Annotated in this window: 18 protein-coding genes; 8 read left to right on the top strand and 10 right to left on the bottom strand. The window is 63.9% G+C overall.

The annotated features are described in order from the left end of the window. Positions 1-2: 2 nt before the first annotated feature. The 3 genes from CLV85_RS05560 (at position 3) to CLV85_RS05550 (ending at position 5028) form a co-directional block, all read left to right on the top strand. Complete coding sequence (locus CLV85_RS05560; RefSeq protein ID WP_100388576.1) at positions 3-1685, top strand: amidohydrolase; 1683 nt, start codon at positions 3-5, stop codon at positions 1683-1685. An 8-nt stretch (positions 1686-1693) separates the two neighbouring features. Continuing rightward, positions 1694-3376: a thiamine pyrophosphate-binding protein gene (locus CLV85_RS05555; protein ID WP_100389276.1), complete on the top strand. Its 1683-nt coding sequence runs from the start codon at positions 1694-1696 to the stop codon at positions 3374-3376. Between the two features lie 77 nt (positions 3377-3453). Continuing rightward, the gene (locus CLV85_RS05550) at positions 3454-5028 is read left to right on the top strand and encodes a zinc-binding metallopeptidase family protein (protein WP_100388575.1); all 1575 of its coding nucleotides are present in this window, start codon (positions 3454-3456) and stop codon (positions 5026-5028) included. Between the two features lie 32 nt (positions 5029-5060). Here the strand turns inward: CLV85_RS05550 and mutM are convergent, their stop codons facing one another. Genes mutM through CLV85_RS05530 form a run of 4 tightly spaced genes read right to left on the bottom strand, consistent with a single transcriptional unit; the run spans position 5061 to position 7484 of the window. Further along, positions 5061-5957, bottom strand: a complete 897-nt coding sequence (mutM, locus tag CLV85_RS05545) for a bifunctional DNA-formamidopyrimidine glycosylase/DNA-(apurinic or apyrimidinic site) lyase (protein ID WP_100388574.1) — start codon at positions 5955-5957, stop codon at positions 5061-5063. A gap of 5 nt (positions 5958-5962) precedes the next feature. After that, positions 5963-6658 carry a ribonuclease III gene (rnc, locus tag CLV85_RS05540; protein ID WP_100388573.1) on the bottom strand — a complete coding sequence of 232 codons (696 nt, stop codon included), beginning with the start codon at positions 6656-6658 and terminating at the stop codon, positions 5963-5965. Between the two features lie 32 nt (positions 6659-6690). Next, positions 6691-6894 (bottom strand): 50S ribosomal protein L32, encoded by a 204-nt coding sequence (gene rpmF / locus CLV85_RS05535; RefSeq protein ID WP_100388572.1) that lies wholly within the window; start codon positions 6892-6894, stop codon positions 6691-6693. Between the two features lie 2 nt (positions 6895-6896). Beyond that, positions 6897-7484, bottom strand: coding sequence for a YceD family protein (locus CLV85_RS05530; protein WP_229820302.1), 588 nt, complete (start codon positions 7482-7484; stop codon positions 6897-6899). A 264-nt stretch (positions 7485-7748) separates the two neighbouring features. Between CLV85_RS05530 and CLV85_RS05525 the strand changes: the two genes are divergently transcribed. Genes CLV85_RS05525 through CLV85_RS05515 form a run of 3 tightly spaced genes read left to right on the top strand, consistent with a single transcriptional unit; the run spans position 7749 to position 10625 of the window. Beyond that, complete coding sequence (locus CLV85_RS05525; protein ID WP_229820304.1) at positions 7749-8780, top strand: putative F420-0 ABC transporter substrate-binding protein; 1032 nt, start codon at positions 7749-7751, stop codon at positions 8778-8780. Then, positions 8773-9783, top strand: a complete 1011-nt coding sequence (locus CLV85_RS05520) for a putative F420-0 ABC transporter permease subunit (RefSeq protein ID WP_100388570.1) — start codon at positions 8773-8775, stop codon at positions 9781-9783. Before CLV85_RS05525 ends, CLV85_RS05520 begins: the two co-directional genes overlap by 8 nt. Next, positions 9780-10625: an ABC transporter ATP-binding protein gene (locus CLV85_RS05515; protein WP_229820306.1), complete on the top strand. Its 846-nt coding sequence runs from the start codon at positions 9780-9782 to the stop codon at positions 10623-10625. The genes CLV85_RS05520 and CLV85_RS05515 overlap by 4 nt, the downstream gene beginning before the upstream one ends. A 7-nt stretch (positions 10626-10632) precedes the next feature. On the opposite strand, the gene CLV85_RS05510 is transcribed toward CLV85_RS05515, so the two are convergent. From CLV85_RS05510 to CLV85_RS05485, 6 genes are read right to left on the bottom strand one after another with little or no spacing between them, the layout of a single operon-like run. Further along, positions 10633-12870, bottom strand: a complete 2238-nt coding sequence (locus CLV85_RS05510; protein WP_100388569.1) for a transglutaminase TgpA family protein — start codon at positions 12868-12870, stop codon at positions 10633-10635. Continuing rightward, positions 12857-14227, bottom strand: coding sequence for a DUF58 domain-containing protein (locus CLV85_RS05505; protein ID WP_100388568.1), 1371 nt, complete (start codon positions 14225-14227; stop codon positions 12857-12859). Before CLV85_RS05505 ends, CLV85_RS05510 begins: the two co-directional genes overlap by 14 nt. 9 nt (positions 14228-14236) lie before the next feature. Beyond that, the gene (locus CLV85_RS05500) at positions 14237-15232 is read right to left on the bottom strand and encodes an AAA family ATPase (RefSeq protein ID WP_169925794.1); all 996 of its coding nucleotides are present in this window, start codon (positions 15230-15232) and stop codon (positions 14237-14239) included. 26 nt (positions 15233-15258) lie between these two features. Further along, entirely contained in the window at positions 15259-15618 is a 360-nt protein-coding gene (locus CLV85_RS05495; RefSeq protein ID WP_100388567.1) for a PLD nuclease N-terminal domain-containing protein, read from the bottom strand. A 38-nt stretch (positions 15619-15656) separates the two neighbouring features. Continuing rightward, a complete protein-coding gene (gene cofE / locus CLV85_RS05490; protein ID WP_100388566.1) occupies positions 15657-16445 on the bottom strand; it encodes a coenzyme F420-0:L-glutamate ligase in 789 nt (262 codons plus the stop codon). A gap of 39 nt (positions 16446-16484) precedes the next feature. Next, positions 16485-17498, bottom strand: a complete 1014-nt coding sequence (locus CLV85_RS05485) for a TIGR03557 family F420-dependent LLM class oxidoreductase (RefSeq protein ID WP_100388565.1) — start codon at positions 17496-17498, stop codon at positions 16485-16487. A 109-nt stretch (positions 17499-17607) separates the two neighbouring features. Between CLV85_RS05485 and CLV85_RS13595 the strand changes: the two genes are divergently transcribed. Both CLV85_RS13595 and CLV85_RS05480 read left to right on the top strand, forming a co-directional pair. Then, positions 17608-17730 carry a hypothetical protein gene (locus CLV85_RS13595; RefSeq protein ID WP_280522721.1) on the top strand — a complete coding sequence of 41 codons (123 nt, stop codon included), beginning with the start codon at positions 17608-17610 and terminating at the stop codon, positions 17728-17730. Positions 17731-17737: 7 nt separating this feature from the next. Continuing rightward, entirely contained in the window at positions 17738-18490 is a 753-nt protein-coding gene (locus CLV85_RS05480; protein WP_100388564.1) for an alpha/beta fold hydrolase, read from the top strand. Positions 18491-18650 lie beyond the last annotated feature (160 nt).

Genomic DNA, 18650 nt, shown 5'->3' with positions numbered 1-18650 from the left:
TCATGCGCAAGCTTTCGGCCTTTGACGTGCCACTTTCCGATTTCACCCCCACGGTGGTGACCGCCCGAGCCATCCACACTCTGGATGCCGAGAACACTGTCGTGAGCGCCATTCTTATGTTCGCCGGCACGGTCGCCGCCGCCGGAACCGTTGACGAGTGCCTCGCCGCAGCCGCGACACTGTCACCAGCGGCGCCTGCACGTGTTGACTTTGGAACCCAGGTGATTGTGCCCGGCTTCATCGATGCGCACGCTCATCCGCTCATGCTCGGTCAGATGATGAGCTGGGTCGACTGCGGGCCCGACAAAGCCTCGAGCATCCCGGAGATTGTGGCGCTGTTGAAGGCCGCGGCCGACACCGTTCCCGAGGGACAACCGATTCGTGGCTATGGCTACGAGCAGCGCAATCTTGCCGAACAGCGCCATCCGCACCGCACTGAACTCGACGAAGTCGCCCTCGACCGCGAGGTGTACCTCATGAACGCCTCCGGCCACGGCGGGGTCGTCAACAGCTACACCTTCGGACTCTTTGGCATCACTCGCGAGACTGAAAACCCGCAGGGCGGCGAGTTCTTCCGCGACGCCGATGGCGACCTCACGGGTGAGCTTTCGGATGCCGCCTGCAACATTCTTACCGGCCTCGGTGGAGTGAAGGTCGGCCACCACGGCCCCAATTTCCACCTCGCCGACACCCCCGCCGAGCACGTGCGCCAGCTCGCCGTGGCACAGAACGCCTTCCTCGAGGGCGGCGTGACGACTATTGGTGACGCTCAGGTTTCCCGTCGCGAGTTCGACACCTACCTGCGTCTCGCCGAACAAAACCAGCTCAAGACCCGCATCTCGATGTACCTGCTTTCGCACTTGCTCGACGAAGCAATCGAAACCGGGATGCACGGCGCCTTCGGCAACGCCCACTTGAGCTTCTCGGGCATCAAGTTCTATGCCGACGGCACTCTCGGCGGCTGGACCGCGTACTTCCCTGACGGTTACGTCGGAGACCCGTGCCGCACCGGCCAGCTCTACCACGACCCCGCCGACTACAAGGCGCTCATCAGCCGCGCTCATGCCGTCGGTCTCCAGACCGCAACCCACGCCCAGTCCCCCACCGCCATCGAAATGGTCGTTGACGCGATTGAAGCGGCGCAGGCAGAAAACCCCACGAGTGACGCCCGGCACCGCATCGAACACTGCGGCCTGCCCACCGCCGGCCAGATTAAGCGGATGGCGGCAGCCGGCATCCGGCCCGTCAATCAACCGCAGCACCACTTCAACTGGGGTGAAGGCGTCGAACAGGCCATCGGGACTCCCGGCGAGCGCTTCAACCCTCTCGGCGAATTCGCTGCGGCTGGCGTTCCGATCACGATCAGCTCGGATGCCCCGGTTGCAGACCCGCGTCCGCTGGAAGCCATTCAGGCGGCGACCACGCGCATCACGCGCCGCGGCACTCAGCTCGGCCCCGATTCCCTCGCGATCACCCGCGAGCAAGCGCTGCGGGCACACACCATCAACGCGGCCCACTCGCTGGGGCGTGAAGATGACTTGGGAAGCCTCGAGGTCGGCAAGCGCGCTGACTTTGCCGTGCTGACCGCTGACATTTTTGAAACCGAATGCGCTCAGATCGGTGCGATCACCGTCGCCGAGACGTGGGTCGATGGCGTTCGCCAGTACAGCACCGACGAGAAGTGAGCACGGCAATGACTACGACCAGCAACGACAACTACAGCGCTGACGCTGCCGCAACCGCCTCCGCCGTGGGAGTGGACGTGAACAACGCGGGCCTGGCGCTGATGACCGTGTTGCGCAACTACGGCATCGACACCATCTTTGGCATCCCCGGCACCCACAACCTTGAGCTGTACCGCTCCCTCAGCGCGCTCGGCATCCACCCCGTGACCACTCGTCACGAGCAGGGAGCGAGCTACGGATCGGATGGCTGGTCGCAGCAGACCGGCCTGCCCGGTGTCGTCATCACCACCTCCGGCCCCGGCCTGCTCAACGCTCTGTCGGGCGCGGGCACCGCGTACTGCGAATCCCGCCCGATGATCCTCATCTCCCCCGGCGTCGCCGAGGGCAGTGAGTTTGCCGACAACGGCGCCCTCCACGAAACGAAAGATTCCACGGGTGCCGCTGGCGCCATCGTGGAGTGGAGCCGTCGAGTCACGAGCGCGACGGATGCCGTCACCGCCGTTCACGACGCCTTCGAGCTGTTCCGCTACGGTCGCCCGCGCCCCGTGCACATCGAGATTCCTCTCAACGTGCTCGAGTCGGCGAGCGACTGCCCGGAAGAACTGCTGCGGGCCCGCCCCGAGCGTGCCCGCGCCGCCGCTGATGCCGGTGCCGTCGAACGCGCCGCCGAGATCTTGGCCGCTGCCGCGCATCCCGTCATCATCGCGGGTGGCGGTGCGAGCCGTATCGGCAGCGAGCTCACCGCTCTGGCCGAATCGCTGAATGCGCCCGTCGTGACAACGCTCAACGGCAAGGCGTCGATCCCTGAGACGCACCCGCTGTCGCTGGCCTCCGAGATTCGTTTGCCGGTCATCCACGAACTGATTAACCAGTCGGATGCCGTACTCATCATCGGTTCGAAGCTGGGCGAAGCGGAGCTGTGGGGCGGCGTCATCGAGCCGGCCGGCACGGTCATCCGCATCGATGTCTTGGAATCGCAACTCAACAAGAACGTCGCGAGCGATCTCGGTCTGATTGGAGACAGCGCGGTCATCGTTGGCCAGCTGCGCGACGCTCTGGCTACGCGCACCATCACGGGCAACGCGACAACAGCTGCAGAGCTCGACACGGTGCGCGCTACCGCAGTTCGTGAGGCTCAAGAGGTCTCGCCAACCCTGCACCGAGTGGCGACCATGATCAACGAGGCGATCCCCGAGAACGCGATCGTCGCGGGTGACTCCTCGCAGATCACCTACTTCGGGATGGCGAGCGTCGTTCGCCAGGTGACCTCGCACTCGTTCCTCTACACGCCTGCCTACGCGACCCTCGGCTACGGTCTCCCGGCAACGCTGGGCGCCAAGGTAGCGTCGCCCGATCGTCCCGTGGTCTGCGTTCTGGGCGATGGTGCGCTGATGTTCGCCGTTCAAGAGTTCATCACTGCCATCGAGCAGGGCCTCGATGTCACGATCGTGTGCGTTGACAACGGCGGTTATGCCGAAATCAACCAGAACGAACGCGACCGCGGCATAACTCCCGTCGGAGTTGTGCTGGCGCAACCGAACTGGTCGGTGCTCTCAGCGGCCTTTGGCGGTCACGGTTTCTCCGTCACTCAACCAGAGCAACTCACGGAGACCGTCGCTCAAGCGATTGCTACGCCAGGATTTGCGCTCGTTCACGTGCCGCTCAGCATCTTCGAAGCCTCCGACAGCTAGCACTGCGGCCCGCGGGCCAGCCGGGCAGCAACGCACCTCACCACTTCACCTCTTCTCTTCAGTTCAAGGATCACGACATGACAGAACTCGCTCTCGCCGCCGACGCCAAAGCCACCGCCCGCACGTGGGTGGATGACAACATGCCTCGCCTCTCAGAGTGGCACAGCCACATTTGGCAGCTCGCCGAGCCGGCCTGGCGCGAGTTCCGTTCAGCTCAGTGGTACGTCGAGTTGCTGCGCACCGAGGGCTTCACCGTTGAAGAAGGTTCGGCCGGGATGCCGACCGCCTTCAGCGCGGAGTGGACCAACGGCACCGGTGGCCCCACGATGTTGAGCTACGCCGAATACGACGCGGTCCCCGGCAACAACCAGTCGGCATCCGTCACCGAAGACAGCCGCGAGGGCATGAGTCGCTTCGCGCCCGGTCACACCGACCCGCACTCCGCGCTCGGCATTTCTACTCTTGCCGGGCTGCTCGCCACCAAGCACGCCATGGAGGAGCACAGCATCCCCGGCACCCTCAAGTACACGGGCGAGCCAGCCGAAAAGATGCACGGCTCGAAGGTCGTTCACGGCCTGCGCGGCTACTACGACAACGTGGATGCCATCGTGAGCTTCCACCCCTTCTACATGCTGCCGCTGTGCAACACCGCTCGCTGGGACACCCAGTGCGGTGCGTATTACAGCAAGGTTTATACCTTCATTTGCGATGAGCCGGAGTCGTGGCAGCTCAACGCCAACCCCAACTCCCCCATCCCAGCCTCGCACTCCGCAGCGCGTGCTCCCGGTGCCAACGTTGCGCTGATGTCGATGTACACCTCGTCGCGCATCATGCAGGATGCCATGCTCCCGAGCTTTGGAGGGTGGAGTCTCAGCGACGCGATCTTGCTTGACGGCCAAGCGACTGCCGACAATCTGCCGGCGCGCGTCGCCCGCATCCAGTATTCGTGGCGCACCCCGAACATCGAGATGGCAGAGCACGTGCTCGCGGTGCTCGACCGTAACGCCGAGCACGCCGGCGCGATGGCGCACTGCGATGTTGAGACCACGTGGGTGGCACGCAGCCGCCCCGGTCGCACCAACCACGCCATGTCGACCGTTCTGTACAACAACCTCGAAGCGGTGGGCGCTCCGAGCTACGGCGCTGACGCGATCGCTGTTGCGCAAGAGATTCAGCGCAACCTCGGCCTCGACGCCATGGAGAAGCCGTTCCTCGACGAGTGCGAACAGCTCATCACCCCGCAGGACGCCGAAAAAGCTCTGCGCGAACACCTCGCACCGTGGCAACAGAACTGGACAAGCGACGACTACGTCGAAATGACGCACTACGCGCCGACGGTTCGCTTTTATGTCTCACGCCCCGCGCTCAAGCCTGCGCCAGGCAAGGGCGCCTACCCGGGGTGGGTCATGAATGCTCTCGGCGGTATCCCCGAGACGATCGATCCCACCATCGAGACTGCGGGAAAGACCGTCGCTGGCACGTTCATCGACCTGTTGGTTGACCCCTCACTCCTCGCCGAGGCGAAGAACGAGTTCGACAAGCGCGTCGCTGACGAACCGATGCCCGCCCTGCTCCCGGTGGACTTCCAGCCGCCGATCGATCTCCCCTGGCCTGACTACCGCACCAACGGTGACGCACGCACCTGGGGCTAAAACGCGCTCGCTAGATTGCCGGCATTGGCGATCTAGCGAGCTGCAGTCACACGAATGCGCTGGCAGAACTTACAGAAGTGCGAGCCGCGGTTCATGAAGCTCTCACGCACGACTTCGCGACCGCAGCGCGGGCACGCCCGCCCCTGCTGGCCGTAGACGTTAAGCGAGTGCGCGAAGTATCCCGACTCACCGTTCACGTTGAGGTACTGCGTATCGAAGCTCGTGCCGCCCTCGGCTAGAGCCTTGGAGAACACCGCCCGCACTTCCGCGAGCAACAGCACGGCTTTCGCTCGGCTGAGGGTGTCGGTGGGCTGGTTGTAGTGCACCCGCGCGGCCCAGAGCGCTTCGTCGGCGTAGATATTGCCGACCCCGCTGATCAGGGTTTGATCGAGCAGCGCCCGCTTCACCGTCGTGCGCTTGGCCTTCAGCGACCGTAAGAACTTGGCATCGTCGAAGAAGGGGTCGAGCGGATCACGCGCGATGTGCGCCACTTGGCTCGGCACCGCGAAAGCGGGCTGATCAACGGTGGGCAGCATGCTATCGATCGCCATCGAGCCGAAAATACGTTGGTCGACAAAGTTGAGGCGCAGTGCGCCATGGTCAGGATGATCAAGTTCGATGCGGATGCGCGTGAGCCGGTCATCCGTACTCCGATCGCGAAGAAGCACCTGCCCGCTCATGCCGAGATGCGTGACGAGCGCTTCGCCGCGACCCTCAGCGCTATCAGCGAGCGGAAGCCACATGAACTTGCCCCTGCGCTGAGGCGTCAGAAAGGTGCGGCCGGTCAGACGGTCGACAAAGTCTTCGCTTGGCCCCTCATGGCGACGCAGAGAGCGCTCATCAAAAACGGTGACGGATGCCGCAGTCGCGCCGGTAACGGCCGGTTCGAGCCCTGCGCGCACAACCTCAACCTCGGGAAGTTCGGGCACGCCGGTTACTTCGCTGCGGCTTGGAGGATGGTCCAGGCTTCGAGCGCTGCGGCCATTTCGGCTTGCTTCTTGCTGGAGCCGACACCTGTCGCAATTACTTCGTCGTCTAGGCAGACACTCGCGTGAAAACGCTTGGAGTGATCGGGGCCGCTATCTTCGATGCGATAGTCGGGAGCCCCACGCCCGATCTGGGCGGCGAGCTCTTGAAGGCTCGTCTTGGGATCCATCGCCGCGCCGAACCGTGCAGGATCGGCCAGCAGAGGGGCGACGAGGCGGAGGACGAGCGCTGTGGCTTCGTCCCCGCCGAGGTCGAGATAGGCGGCACCGATGATCGCCTCAACGGTGTCTGCCAAAATGGACGGCTTTTCACGGCCGCCCGTTTGCTCTTCTCCCTTGCCGAGGCGAATGAACGCGCCAAGACCAATGAGGCGCGCGATTTCGGCAAGAGCTACAGAAGAAACGAGACTAGCCCGGCGCTTGGCAAGGTCTCCCTCGTCAAGCTCCGGGTTATCGCGATACAGCTTGACCGTTACTGCCTGGCCAAGAATTGAGTCACCAAGAAATTCGAGTCGCTCGTTATGCGCGATGCCGCCGTTTTCGTACGCAAAAGAACGGTGCGTCAACGCAAGCGTGAGCAAATCGGGATCAATGTTGACCCCGAGCACAGCGGAGAGCTCAGCAGGTGAGCTGGAGCCCGTCATCGCTATTTTCGACCCGAGTAAGTGGAGACTAGTTAAACGTCAGCGACCTTGCGGCCCTTGTACTCCATGTACAGGGGGGTGCCGGCGGAGTCTTCGACTACCTTGGCGCGGTGCGGGAGGCTGTAAACGGTCTTGCCGTTCTCAACGGTCTTAACGAGAGCGGTAGGGGTTGCCTTCCACTGGGCGCGGCGCATGCGGGTGCTGGCCCGCGACATTTTGCGCTTCGGTACTGCCATGACTAACTCTTTTCTTCTTGGGTCTCAGGGAAATCGTTCGTGTCGTTCAAGTCGTGGTCGTGCGAGTCTTGCGTGAAGTCTTGGAGGCCGGCCAACGCTGCCCAGCGGGCATCGATGGGCGCTTCGTGTTCGTGTCCTGGATTATCGAGCAACCGAACCCCACACTCAGGGCACAGGCCGAGACAATCTTTTTGACAGACCGGTTGGAACGGAAGTGACAACACTACCGAATCCCGCACTACAGGTTCTAAATCGACATGCTCGTCAATAACCGTGTAGTCGAAAGCTTCGTCCTCAGAATACGCGAAAAGTTCCTGAAACTCGACCCGGACAGTCATCGTGACGTCAATGAGGCATCGAACGCATTCTGCTTGAGCTTGTCCCGAGACAACAGCGTCGACTAAAACTCCGTCATGAAGCGATTCGAAACGGCCATTGATCGTCAGCTGAGACCCCGCCGGCACCGCAATAACGGCGTTGCCAAAGGCTTCGGGTACGACGACATTGATGGAGTGCTCTCTCATCTCACCGGGACGGTGAATGAGCTCGCGCACCATCACGGCGTACGGGTTCTCGTTGATTCTAGACACGATCGGCAATTCTACCCCCGGGAAGGCCCTGCTGTCGCCCCCGGTCAGCGATCGCTCAGTCTCCCGACCCACGGATGAGCGGCCACGGGTGTGCGGGTCGGTGTAGGCACGAGCATCCGCGCCTCTCTAGACTGGTGCGACAGACCCGTGCGCTTGGTATGGCGTGGTTGGTTTGCCCAGGATTGGGCTTCCGGTCTTCTTGAAACACTTTTTCGTTTTCGTGGCGCATTCTCGCGCCCACTTCGCCGTTTCTCGAAAGGCCCCATGTCTGCTCTTACCCGTTCCCTTTTCGCTGCTCGCCCCGACGTTCACCGCACGAGTACCCGTCGCACCGTTGTTCGCAGCGCTGCACTTCTCGCAGTGTCAGCTCTTGCCCTGAGCGGCTGTGCCACCGCAACGCCCGAAACCACCGCTTCCCCCGATGCCAGCGCGCAGAGCGTCGACCTCAGCAACTGCGGCTTTGACGTGAGTTTCGATGCAGCCCCCGAGCGCGTCATCACGATCAAGTCATCGACCACCGAAATGCTGCTGGCGCTCGGTTTGGGCGATCGCATCATCGGCACCGCGTTTCAGGACGGTCCCGTGCCCGAGCAGTGGGCATCCGACGCTGCCGGCCTCACCTCGATCGCCGAGCGCGTACCGAGCGAAGAAGCCGTGCTCGATCTCGAACCCGACCTCGTCTTTGCCGGGTGGGAATCAACCTTCAGCGCAGACGGCGCCGGCGAGCGCGCCGATCTGACCGCTCTGGGCATCAACACCTTCGTAGCGCCCTCGGCGTGCCAGAGTGCCGAGCAGCCCGCTCAGCTGAGCTTCGACGATGTCTTCAGCGACATCGAAACAGTGGCGTCGATCTTCCGTGTGGATGCCAGCGTTCTTCTCGCCGAACAGGCCGCTCAGCTTGCTGCCGTCGACGCGAATGGCGACTCCCGCACCGCGCTGTGGTTCTCGTCAGGTTCCGACACCCCGTATGTGGGCGCCGGCATCGGAGCACCGCAGTTGTTGCTCGACACCGTCGGGCTGACTAACATCGCTGCCGACATCGACTCCACGTGGGCTCCCTTCAACTGGGAAGCCGTCGTCGACGCCGACCCCGACTTCATTGTGCTCGTGGATGCCGACTGGAACTCTGCAGACAAGAAGATCGAAGTTCTCGAGACCAACCCTGCAACCGCTAACCTCAGTGCTGTGAAAGCTGGCCGTTACCTCGTGGTGCCGTTCGCGGCGAGCGAGGCTGGCGTGCGCAGTGTTGAAGCTGCCGCCAGTTTGTCGGCCCAGATTGCGGAGCTTGATGGCTAAAGTTTCTCCGTTCGCTCTCGGCACCGCCCTCGCGATCGCACTGCTGGTGTCGATCACGGTGGCGGTGACGATCGGCCCTGCCGACATCCGCTTCGATGAAGTGTGGCGGTCGATCGGGAGTCATCTCGGGATCGGGGTGAGCCCGTTGAGCGAGCTTCGGGATGGCATTGTGTGGCAGTTGCGACTGCCGCGAGTGCTGACCGCTGCTGCGGTGGGCGCGGGACTCGCGTTGAGCGGTGCCGTGATGCAGGCGATTACGCGTAACCCGCTCGCCGATCCGTACCTCTTGGGGCTGTCGTCGGGCGCTGCGCTCGGCGCCGTCTCGGTGTTGCTTTTGGGCGCCGCCGTGCTGCTGCCGCTCGCGGCCTTTGTGGGAGCGTTGCTCGCTCTCACCCTGACGCTGCTGCTCGCGGGGTCGCTGGGGGCCATCACGCCGTCGCGCACCGTCTTGGCGGGTATCGCCGTCTCGGCACTCGCCTCGGCCATCACGAGCTTTGTCATCTTCTGGAGCGTCACGGGCGACTCGTATCGCGAAGTGCTCTCGTGGCTGCTGGGTTCGCTCAGCGGAGCGCGCTGGCCCGCCGTCGGCATCACGATGGTCGCCATCATCGTGATCGGCATCCCCGTGATGCTCACGGGCCGTCTGCTCGACTCCTTTGCCTTTGGCGACGTGCAGGCAGCGTCGCTCGGCGTGAACGTTAGCGCCACCCGCTGGGGACTGCTGGCGGCATCCGCTCTCGTCACGGGTGCCATGGTGTCGGTGAGCGGCTCGATCGGCTTTGTGGGGCTGATACTGCCGCATGCCGTGCGGCTGCTCGTGGGGCCAGGCCATCGCGCTCTACTCCCCCTCAGCGCCCTCCTCGGTGCTGTCTTTCTCGTCTGGGCAGACACTCTTGCCCGCACCCTCTTTGATCCTCGCGAGATTCCCGTGGGCATCGTCACCGCGATGATCGGCGCCCCCATCTTTGCGTTCCTCCTCACGCGGCGAAAGAGCTCAACATGAGCGACGACAACGTGGGCGACAGCATGGGCGCCGCCAGCCTCCATAACCACAGCAACCTCGGCGACGACAGCGGCCTTGTCGCCGAGCGCATCCGCGTCACCACCGACGGCACGCTGCTCATCGACGACGTCGACTGCACGGTCGCTCGCGGCTCCCTCAGTGCGCTCGTTGGGCCGAACGGTGCCGGCAAATCGACGTTGCTTCGTGCTCTCACCGCCGTGCAGACTCCCGCCGCGGGTAGCGTCACGTTCGGCAGCAACGATCTGCTCGGGATGCCGCGCCGCCAACGCGCTCGCCTCGCCGCGTTCGTGGAACAAGACGCCACCACCGACACCTCCCTCACCGTGGGAATGGTCGTCGCGCTCGGCCGCCTGCCGCACCAGTCACTGTGGGAGGCCGACTCCCCCGAATCTGCCGCCATCATCGCAGCGAGCCTCGAGACGGTTGAGATGACTGCGTTCCGCGAGCGCGAGTTTCAGAGCCTCTCCGGCGGTGAAAAGCAGCGCGTGATGCTGGCGCGGGCGCTCGCCCAACAGCCGCAACTCCTCACCCTTGACGAACCCACCAACCACCTCGACATCGCCGCCCAGCTGGCGGTGCTCGAACTGCTGTCGAGCCTGCGCAGCACCGGCGTGACCGTGCTGGCTGCCCTCCACGATCTTTCCCTCGCGGCGAGCTACTGCGACCACATCATCGTGCTGTCCCACGGTCGCGTAGTGGCGGCGGGCGCGACCGAAACCGTGCTGACCGAACAGCTCATCGCTGATGTGTATGGCGTTACGGCATCCATCCTGCGCAATCCCGTTACGGGCAAGCCTGTGATCGGCTTCAGCCCGGCGTAGTCGCTGACTAGCGGTCGAATGCCGTGCGGGGCGCGAGAGTCGCCGCGACCCGGGCCTTCCAGCCGGCGGATGACCGCAGCGAAGCCAGCACGCTGGTCACGGCTTCGCGGCGCACGGGGTGCGGGCGCGGACTGAACGCGGATGCTTCCACAGCGGCAAGCACGGCGGCCAGAGCAGAAGACGCCGAGCTCGACGAGCTCGCCGCATCGGCGCCCGAGGTGACGAGGCCGAGCTGAGCCGCGAGCTGCTCGTACTGTTGGCGCGGAGTGGCGTTGCGGGAGACTGCCACCCCGAGGTCGGCGGCACTGTCGCAAATCTCTCTCCACGCCAGAGCCACGTTTCCGCGACCCACTGCCCGCAGTCGCAGACCGCGACGGACGGCCCGCACGAGGGCGGGAATCGCCAACAAGAACGGAATGGCCAGCAGCAGCAACCACCACGGTGAAATCTGAGTCTCACCCGGGGTCGAGTTGTCGGGGATGTCATCACGCGGCGCGTCGGGGCGAGCTCCCGGTGTTGCGCTCGCGGTGGGAGTGGCGGTGGGTTCAGGCTTCGACTCGTCGACATCCGGAGTGCTCGGATCGTCGTTCACGCTTTGCGCGAAGCGCGGTGTACTGCCGACGGAGGTTGTCGGCTCGAAACGCACCCAACCGACGGTCGGGAAATAAAGCTCCGGCCACGAATGCAGGTTGTCGGTCGTGACGGCGTAGCGCACCTCATCCGTCTCTGAGTTCACCTGACGCTGACCCGGGGTAAAGCCGACGACCACGCGGGCAGGGATGTCGAGGCTGCGAGCCATGGCCGCCATCGCCGAGGCGAAGTGCACGCAGTAGCCGCTCTGGGCGGAGAGGAATTCGCCGAGTACTTCGGCGCCCGAACCGTCGTAATCCTCGGCGACGGGTGCCTCTTCGGAGTACGTGAAATCGCCGTTGCGGAAGAATTTTTGAAGGGCTAAGGCTTGGTCGAAGCGCGTCGCTTCGGCCCCCGCCACTTGTTGAGCAGTTTCGGCCACGACAGCCGGCAACGACTCCGGCAGCGCCAGATACTTTTCGAATCCCGCCGGCAATTCGGTCGGTGCCGCTTCCAACTGCTCGATCGTAGGCGCTGGCGTGATGTACGACACTTCGTAGTTCGCGTCTTTGGAGTTCGCGAACGAACTGGCCACCGTTAGGCCCTCGGGCTCCCACACCCACCCGCGCCCGGCATCCGTAATGCTGGTGGCGGCGTACGGTACCGGCAGCAGCTTGCCCCGCAACCGCTGAATCTGAATCTGCATGACGTTTTCGGTTCGAGGCACCTCATCAGAGAGCCCCTGGGCGGGAGCGAACTCGTCGACGGTGTTTGCGTCGTCGAGCTCACGTTCGGAGGGACTCCACGTTTCGTCGCTGAACTCATCGAGCGCAGCCACTCTGAGGTACTCGTCACCCTCGTCAGAGAAGTAGGTCAGCGCGAGCAGCGCAGAGTCACGCCGCAGATCGTTACTCAGGTTGAGGATCGGGTTCACACCGGTAGAGATCAGGCCCGTCGCACTCGTCGATGACTCCCCCGGATCAACGCTCGGCAAGAGCACGGGAACAATCAGCGCCAGCACGAGCGCGCTTGCCACTACCGGCCATGCGGCACGCACCGTCGTTCGCTCCCCTGCGACGAGCAGGATGCCGACATAGGCGAGAGCCGTCACCGCGAAGCCGAACGCGTCGTGCAGCTCGCTGCGCACAAAAGCGGGAACGGCGAGCATGATGAGCAGGGGAAGCGCCGTCAGCGCCGGTCTCCGCAGCACGAAGGCAATGGCATCCATCGCGACAGAGAGCCCCACCGCACCGAGGCAAATCAGAAAGACAATGCCGGTGTCGGCATCCGCAGGAAACCGCTGACTTTCCATTGACGACTGGCCTTGCGCAATCAGCGCGCCAAAACGATCGAAGGTGTCGAGGGTGGGGATGATGCCCACGATTGCGGTAGTGGGCGCAAAGAACAGGGTCAGGGTCGCGAGGCCAACCGCGGCCCCCACCAGCGATCCGATCCAGGCGCGCGCAATGAGCGTGTGAGCCACGGCAGCGACGGCAAGCACCACGATTACGACGCCGATGTACGGGAACCACCACGCTCCCTCGGTGAGCACTTCGCCCAGACTGCTCGCCGCAACCCCAAGCGCCAGAGCGAGCGTGCCGCTCAGCGACCAGATGCGCACGCGCCGTTCGTGAGCGCGCAAACTACGAGCGCGGCTCGCCTCAGTTGTTGTCACGGTGTGCCCTCGACTCCGCAACGAACAACGTCCATGCCTCGGCGACATCATCGAACGACTGCACCGCAATGACCTTCCACCCGGCATCGCGCAGTTCATCAGCAACAGGCTGCCGCGCCGGGTCACCCGTGCGCGCGAAATCTCCGAAGCTCGACGACGACTCCACCACAAACGCAACAGCAAGGACGCCGGCAAGCGCCTGTCGTCGCAAGTACGCCACCGTTTCAGGCTCAGGATGCGCGACGAGCGCCAGCACGGGGCCTCCCGCACTCGTGCTCGGCACCGGTTCACCCCACCAACCCGGCGCACTTTCGACGGGCCCGAACGTAGCAAGGCGGGTCAGGAACTCTTGTTCCTCAGCAGCCCTCCGGTGCACGATCGACGCCTCCGCCAGCTGGGAGGGCCCCGTTTCGATGACCTCGACGAGAAAGCCTTCGCGCTTGAGCTGAACGGCGGCAGAAGCGAGCATGCTGACGATCCACTCGAAACGCGGGCTGCGAGCGGCTGCGGTGATCGCACCGCTCGAGAGGCGCACGGATTCGTTGCGGCCAGCATCCGGGTATCCCGCCAGGCGGGTATCCACGATGATGCGGGCCTCGGGGTAACTGTGCTGCTCCTCTTGGCGCACCATGAGGCTGCCGTGGCGGGCGGATGCTCGCCAGTGCACCCGGCGCATCGCATCGCCGCGGCGGTACTCCCGCGTCATCGCGTCGTCGTCGTCACCGGCCGACCGTCGCTGAAGCACCCGAGCATCACCGTCGCCCGACTGAGCGAGCAATGCTGACTGGGCCAAAGCGACGACTCGCGGCGTGACGGTTAGTTCGGTGACACCGCCGACGCTCCAGGTGCCATTAGCCAACGCCAGCGGGTCAATGCTCTGCAGCAAGAGCGGGCCGATCTCAAAGATGCCACGATCGCGCGGGGTAAGAGAGTATGTGAGTTGTGCGGCACTGCGCTGGTTGAGCCCGCCCACTCGAGCTGACAGCGGCGGCAACCAGCCACTTGCTGTCGCCCACGGCTGCCAGGGCAAACCATCAGCCCAGTGCACCCCGCGAAGACCCGTGCGCGCATAATTATCGACTCGCAGCGTGACCCGGCTAGTGGTGCCTGCCTCCACGACAGGGAACGCGAATTGACGCGCGACGGCCAGCGAGGACTCTCGAGAACGCACGAGCACCCCCGCCATCAGCGGCAAGGCCAGGGCGAAGCATCCGGCATATAACAGAATCGGCATACCGGCCGCATAGCCCGCCACAAGCCCTAGCCCGCCGAGCACCACGAAGGCGCTGCCGCGGTCGGTGAGCCGCACCACGCGCAGCGCAACGGAGAGAGCTCGGAACGGACGAAGGCGAGGCATCAGGGCCGACTACGACGCCGCAGCGGTGACCGGAACCGGTGTTTCCGCGACGATGCGCTCGATCACATCAGCGATCGAATGCCCCGTGAGAACAGTGGATGCCTGAGCCGAATGCCGCGCCGGAATCATCCGGTGTGCCAGCACCGTCACGGCAAGCGCGTCGATGTCATCGGGCAAGACGAAGTCTCGGCCATCGATCGCGGCGCGTGCCTTCGCTGCCCGGACCAGGTGCAGCGTGGCTCGCGGACTCGCTCCCAACCGCACTTCGGGGTCACGCCGCGTCGCCTGCGCAATCGCCACCGCATACTCCTCAACCGCCGTGCTCACGAAGACGCGGCGCACCGTCGCGATGAGCTCGCGCAACTGGTCAACGGAGACGACGGGAGTGAGCGCATCGAGCGGACTCGACAGCTCACGCGAACGCAGCATCTCGAGCTCGGCGGCGGCATCCGGGTAGCCCATCGAAATACGGGCCATAAATCGGTCGCGCTGGGCTTCGGGCAGCGGGTAGGTGCCCTCCATCTCGATGGGGTTCTGCGTCGCGACCACGATGAACGGTGTCTCGAGCTCGTAGGTGGTGCCGTCGACGGTCACACTTGACTCGGCCATGCACTCAAGCAATGCGGATTGGGTCTTGGGGCTCGCGCGGTTGATCTCATCGCCGATGAGGATGTTCGCGAAAACGGGGCCCTTCTTGAACTCGAACTCGCGGGTGTTCTGGTTGTAGACCGAGACACCGGTGATGTCGGCGGGCAGCAAATCGGGAGTGAATTGCACGCGAGAGACCGTGCAGTCGACCGTGCGGGCCAGTGCACGCGCCAGCATCGTCTTGCCGACGCCCGGGACGTCTTCGATGAGCAAATGCCCCTCGGCAAGAAGCACCGTGAGCGCCAGTCGCACTGCCTCGGTTTTGCCGTCGATCACCGTTGAAACACTGCGAATAATCGCATCACAGCGGTCGTGGAACACATCATCGGGCAGAGACCCGGAGCTAGGGACATCCATGGAGTGAGTCTTACACCCGTCTTGCACTACGGCAATTGTTTGCGGTCGCGGAGGCGTTCTTCGAGAGCCCGGATCTTCTGTTGGCGCTCAAAATATTCGATCTCGGCGTCGAGCTTGGCGATCTCGGCTTCTGTCGAGCTGATGTTGTTCGTCGCGAGGTCTGCACGGCGCTCGGGTGCGCCAAACGACGAGAAAGTCGGTGCAGCCGAGTTGTATTCGCGACCAACCGCGAACCACAAAATGCTGCCGATGAACGGCATGATGATCACGATAAACAACCACGTGATCTTGCCCAGATTCTTGATCCGGGACTCATCGATCAGGATGACGTCGATCAGAACAGAAATCAGTAGCGCGAAATACGCGAACGAAACGAGGAGCCCCATCCGAATATCGTAAGCGTAAATTCAGCGACAGTCGAGCATTATTCCTCTTTGAGCGCACTCTCGTCATGAGCTTCATCGAAGCCTGCCATCCACGCCTCTTTCGTGCCCAAGCTGAACATGTCTTCGGGGCCGCTGCGCACAAGGGACCGGGCGCCGGGAGCATCGAGGTCAGCGACGTGGCTGCCGAGTCCGCGCAGCACTGCAACGGGTAATCCCCCGGCCTTGCCCTTGACCAAATCCGTCGCGGCGGCAACCTCGTCGGCGAGTGCCGTGACGCTCACCGCGAGCGGGCGGCCCGAAGCATCCGCGGTTCCTCGCAGGTCGTCAAGCACGTGGATGCCGGCGGCGCCGATTGCGATGTCGGCCTGCCCCTTGCGCCACGGCCGCCCCACGGTGTCGGTAATCACGAGGCCGATAGTCACGCCGAACCGCTGCCGCAGACCAGCACACAGCGTGCGTGCGGTCGCGTCGGGGTCGAGCGGCAAGAGCAGAACAATGCCGTCGGGAGTATTGCTGGAATCAACACCGGCGGCTGCCATCACGAGACCGAGTCGGTTCTCGACGATGCGCGTCACACCATTGGGGTGCTCGCGCGACGCGACGATGCGCACGGTTTCGTCGGTGATCGCCTGTTCGCGATCTGCCGCTTCGACCGAGCGACCCTCGGCCTTGCTCACGATCTTGGAGGTCACGGTGAGGATGTCACCATCGAGCAGTCCGCCCGCATTAACATCGCCAGACTCTGCCACTAGAGCGCCCGCGATCACCTCGACGAGATCGTCTCCGGACACAATTTCGGGGATGCCGGGCACGGCCCATGCGCTCATTCTCACGCTTCTAGTCTGGGGCATTATTCGCGCGCGCTCCTACTTGCGCAGTGCGGGAAGCACGTCGCGGCCAAAGACATCCAAGAATTCCCGCTGATTGCGACCCACGTTGTGCAGGTAGATGCGATCGAACCCGGCGTCGAGGTAGCCCTGGATGTAGGCACGGTGCACGTCGGGATCGGCGCTCACGGGCATCCGCCCCTCGAAGTCCTCTGGTCGCACCATGCGGGCAAGCTGTTCAAGCTCGAACGGCGAGCGGATGTCGTTCTTAGCGAACCGCAGTCCACCGTTCGGCCATTCGGTGAGCGCGTTGCGCATGGCCTGCTCATCTGTTTCGGCCCAGCTCAAGTGCAACCGCAGCACGCGACTCTGGCTTTCCCTGCTGCGTCCTGCCTCGCGGGCACCTTCGGCGAAGCGCCCAAGCAGCATGTCGATCTTCTCAAGCGGTGCCGCTTCGGTGATGAGGCCGTCGACGGTCTTTCCGGCGCGCTTTGCAGCGACCGGGCCGGCTGTTGCGACCAAGATTTCGGGGGCGACTTCGGGCATTGTCCAGAGTCGCGTCGATTCGAGGCGGTAGAACTGGCCTTCGTGGCGAACGTCTTTGTTCGCGAGCCCCGAGGCGAAGAGCTTTTTGATGATCTCGACTGCTTCGAACATCCGGTTGATGCGTTCTGGGGCTTCGGGCCAATACTGACCGACGATGTGTTCATTGATCGCTTCGCCACTGCCGAGCCCCAACCAGTGACGGCCCGGGTTCATGGCGGCAAGAGTAGCGGAGGCCTGGGCGACCATCGCGGGATGCCAGCGGAACGTCGGCGCCGTGACTCCCGTACCCAGATCTCCGGTCGTGGTTTCGCCGAGACCACTCAGCACATTCCACACGAACGATGCTTGCCCCTGCTGCGGCACCCACGGCTGATAGTGATCGGCGGCCATGACCCCGCGAAAGCCGCGCGTTTCTGCGTGCTGCGCAAAGCCCATCACCTCGCGCGGGTGAAACCGTTCGAGCATGGCGGCATAGCCGATATGGGGTGCAGCAACAGTCACGGGCATCCGTCTATTGTGGCGGTTATGGTGCCCCAAGTGGGCCCACCATTCGCGCAACCGTTGAGTTGGCACGCTCGCGGGCGGATAATGGCGGTCTACTCAATGAGGAGTCAGCATGAAGCTCGGCGCGTTTTCTGTCAGTCTCACCGTGAAATACCGTGCTGCGTCTTTCGAGCTCCACAAGCGACGAAGCCTCGAGCGACCGATCGACCACGTCCTGATCGACCAGCTACGCTAGCCCGCCGATGCACGTCATCCTCATCCCCGGATTTTGGCTCGACGGCGACTCCTGGGCTCCGGTAACCCGCGCACTACGAGATGCTGGCCACACCGCGCATCCGCTCACCCTCCCTGGCTTGCGACGCCGTGACACCAACCGCGCGACGGTAACGCTGGCCGACCACATCGCGGCGGTGGTCGCGGTGGTTGACGCCCTCACTCATGTCGAGGCTGACGGCAGCGAGAACGGAGACGAAGACGAACGACCGACGCCCCGCATTGCCCTCGTTGCCCACAGCGGCGGTGGGCCGATCGCCCACGCGGTAGCGGATGCCCGGCCCACGTGCTTGGCCAGAATCGTGCACGTAGACACCGTGCCGCTGCCGAACGGCATGCCAATCAACGCCGAACTGCCGACCACTGACGGTGAGATCCCACTGCCTGACTGGAGCGCCTTCGACGATGAAGACCTCGTTGATATGACGGCCGAACTGCGCAGCTGGTTTCAAGAAATTGCTATCCCCCAGCCCGCACTGATCGCAACCACCCCGCAATCGCTCTCTACCCCGGCGCGCTTCAGCGTGCCCGCCACCGTGATCTGTTGCGAGTTTCCCGCCGACCAAGTGCGAGAGTGGATGAGCGAGGGTGCACCCTTCGCAACCGAGCTCGCTCAGCTCACCGACCTCGAACTCGTGGACCTCCCCACCGGGCACTGGCCGCAGTTCACGAAACCGACTGAGCTCTCGAACGCCATCATCACGGCTTTGCATCGCACCTAAATTAGGTCTTGTCGCCAGCGACTGCCCGCCCTACACTGAGCAAACGCCAACTATTGAAAGGAGCCTCGCGTGTTTATTTTCACTTTTACGAAGAACCCCACGACCGCCGGCTCCGTCGGCACCCTCACCGCCTAACCGGTTAGCGTTCTCCGCTCACCGG

The sequence above is a fragment of the Salinibacterium amurskyense genome, from assembly GCF_002797685.1.
GTDB classification, from domain to species: domain Bacteria; phylum Actinomycetota; class Actinomycetes; order Actinomycetales; family Microbacteriaceae; genus Rhodoglobus; species Rhodoglobus amurskyensis.
The sequence above is the reverse complement of the archived record's forward strand: the minus strand, read 5'-3'. Positions and strand labels throughout refer to the sequence as shown.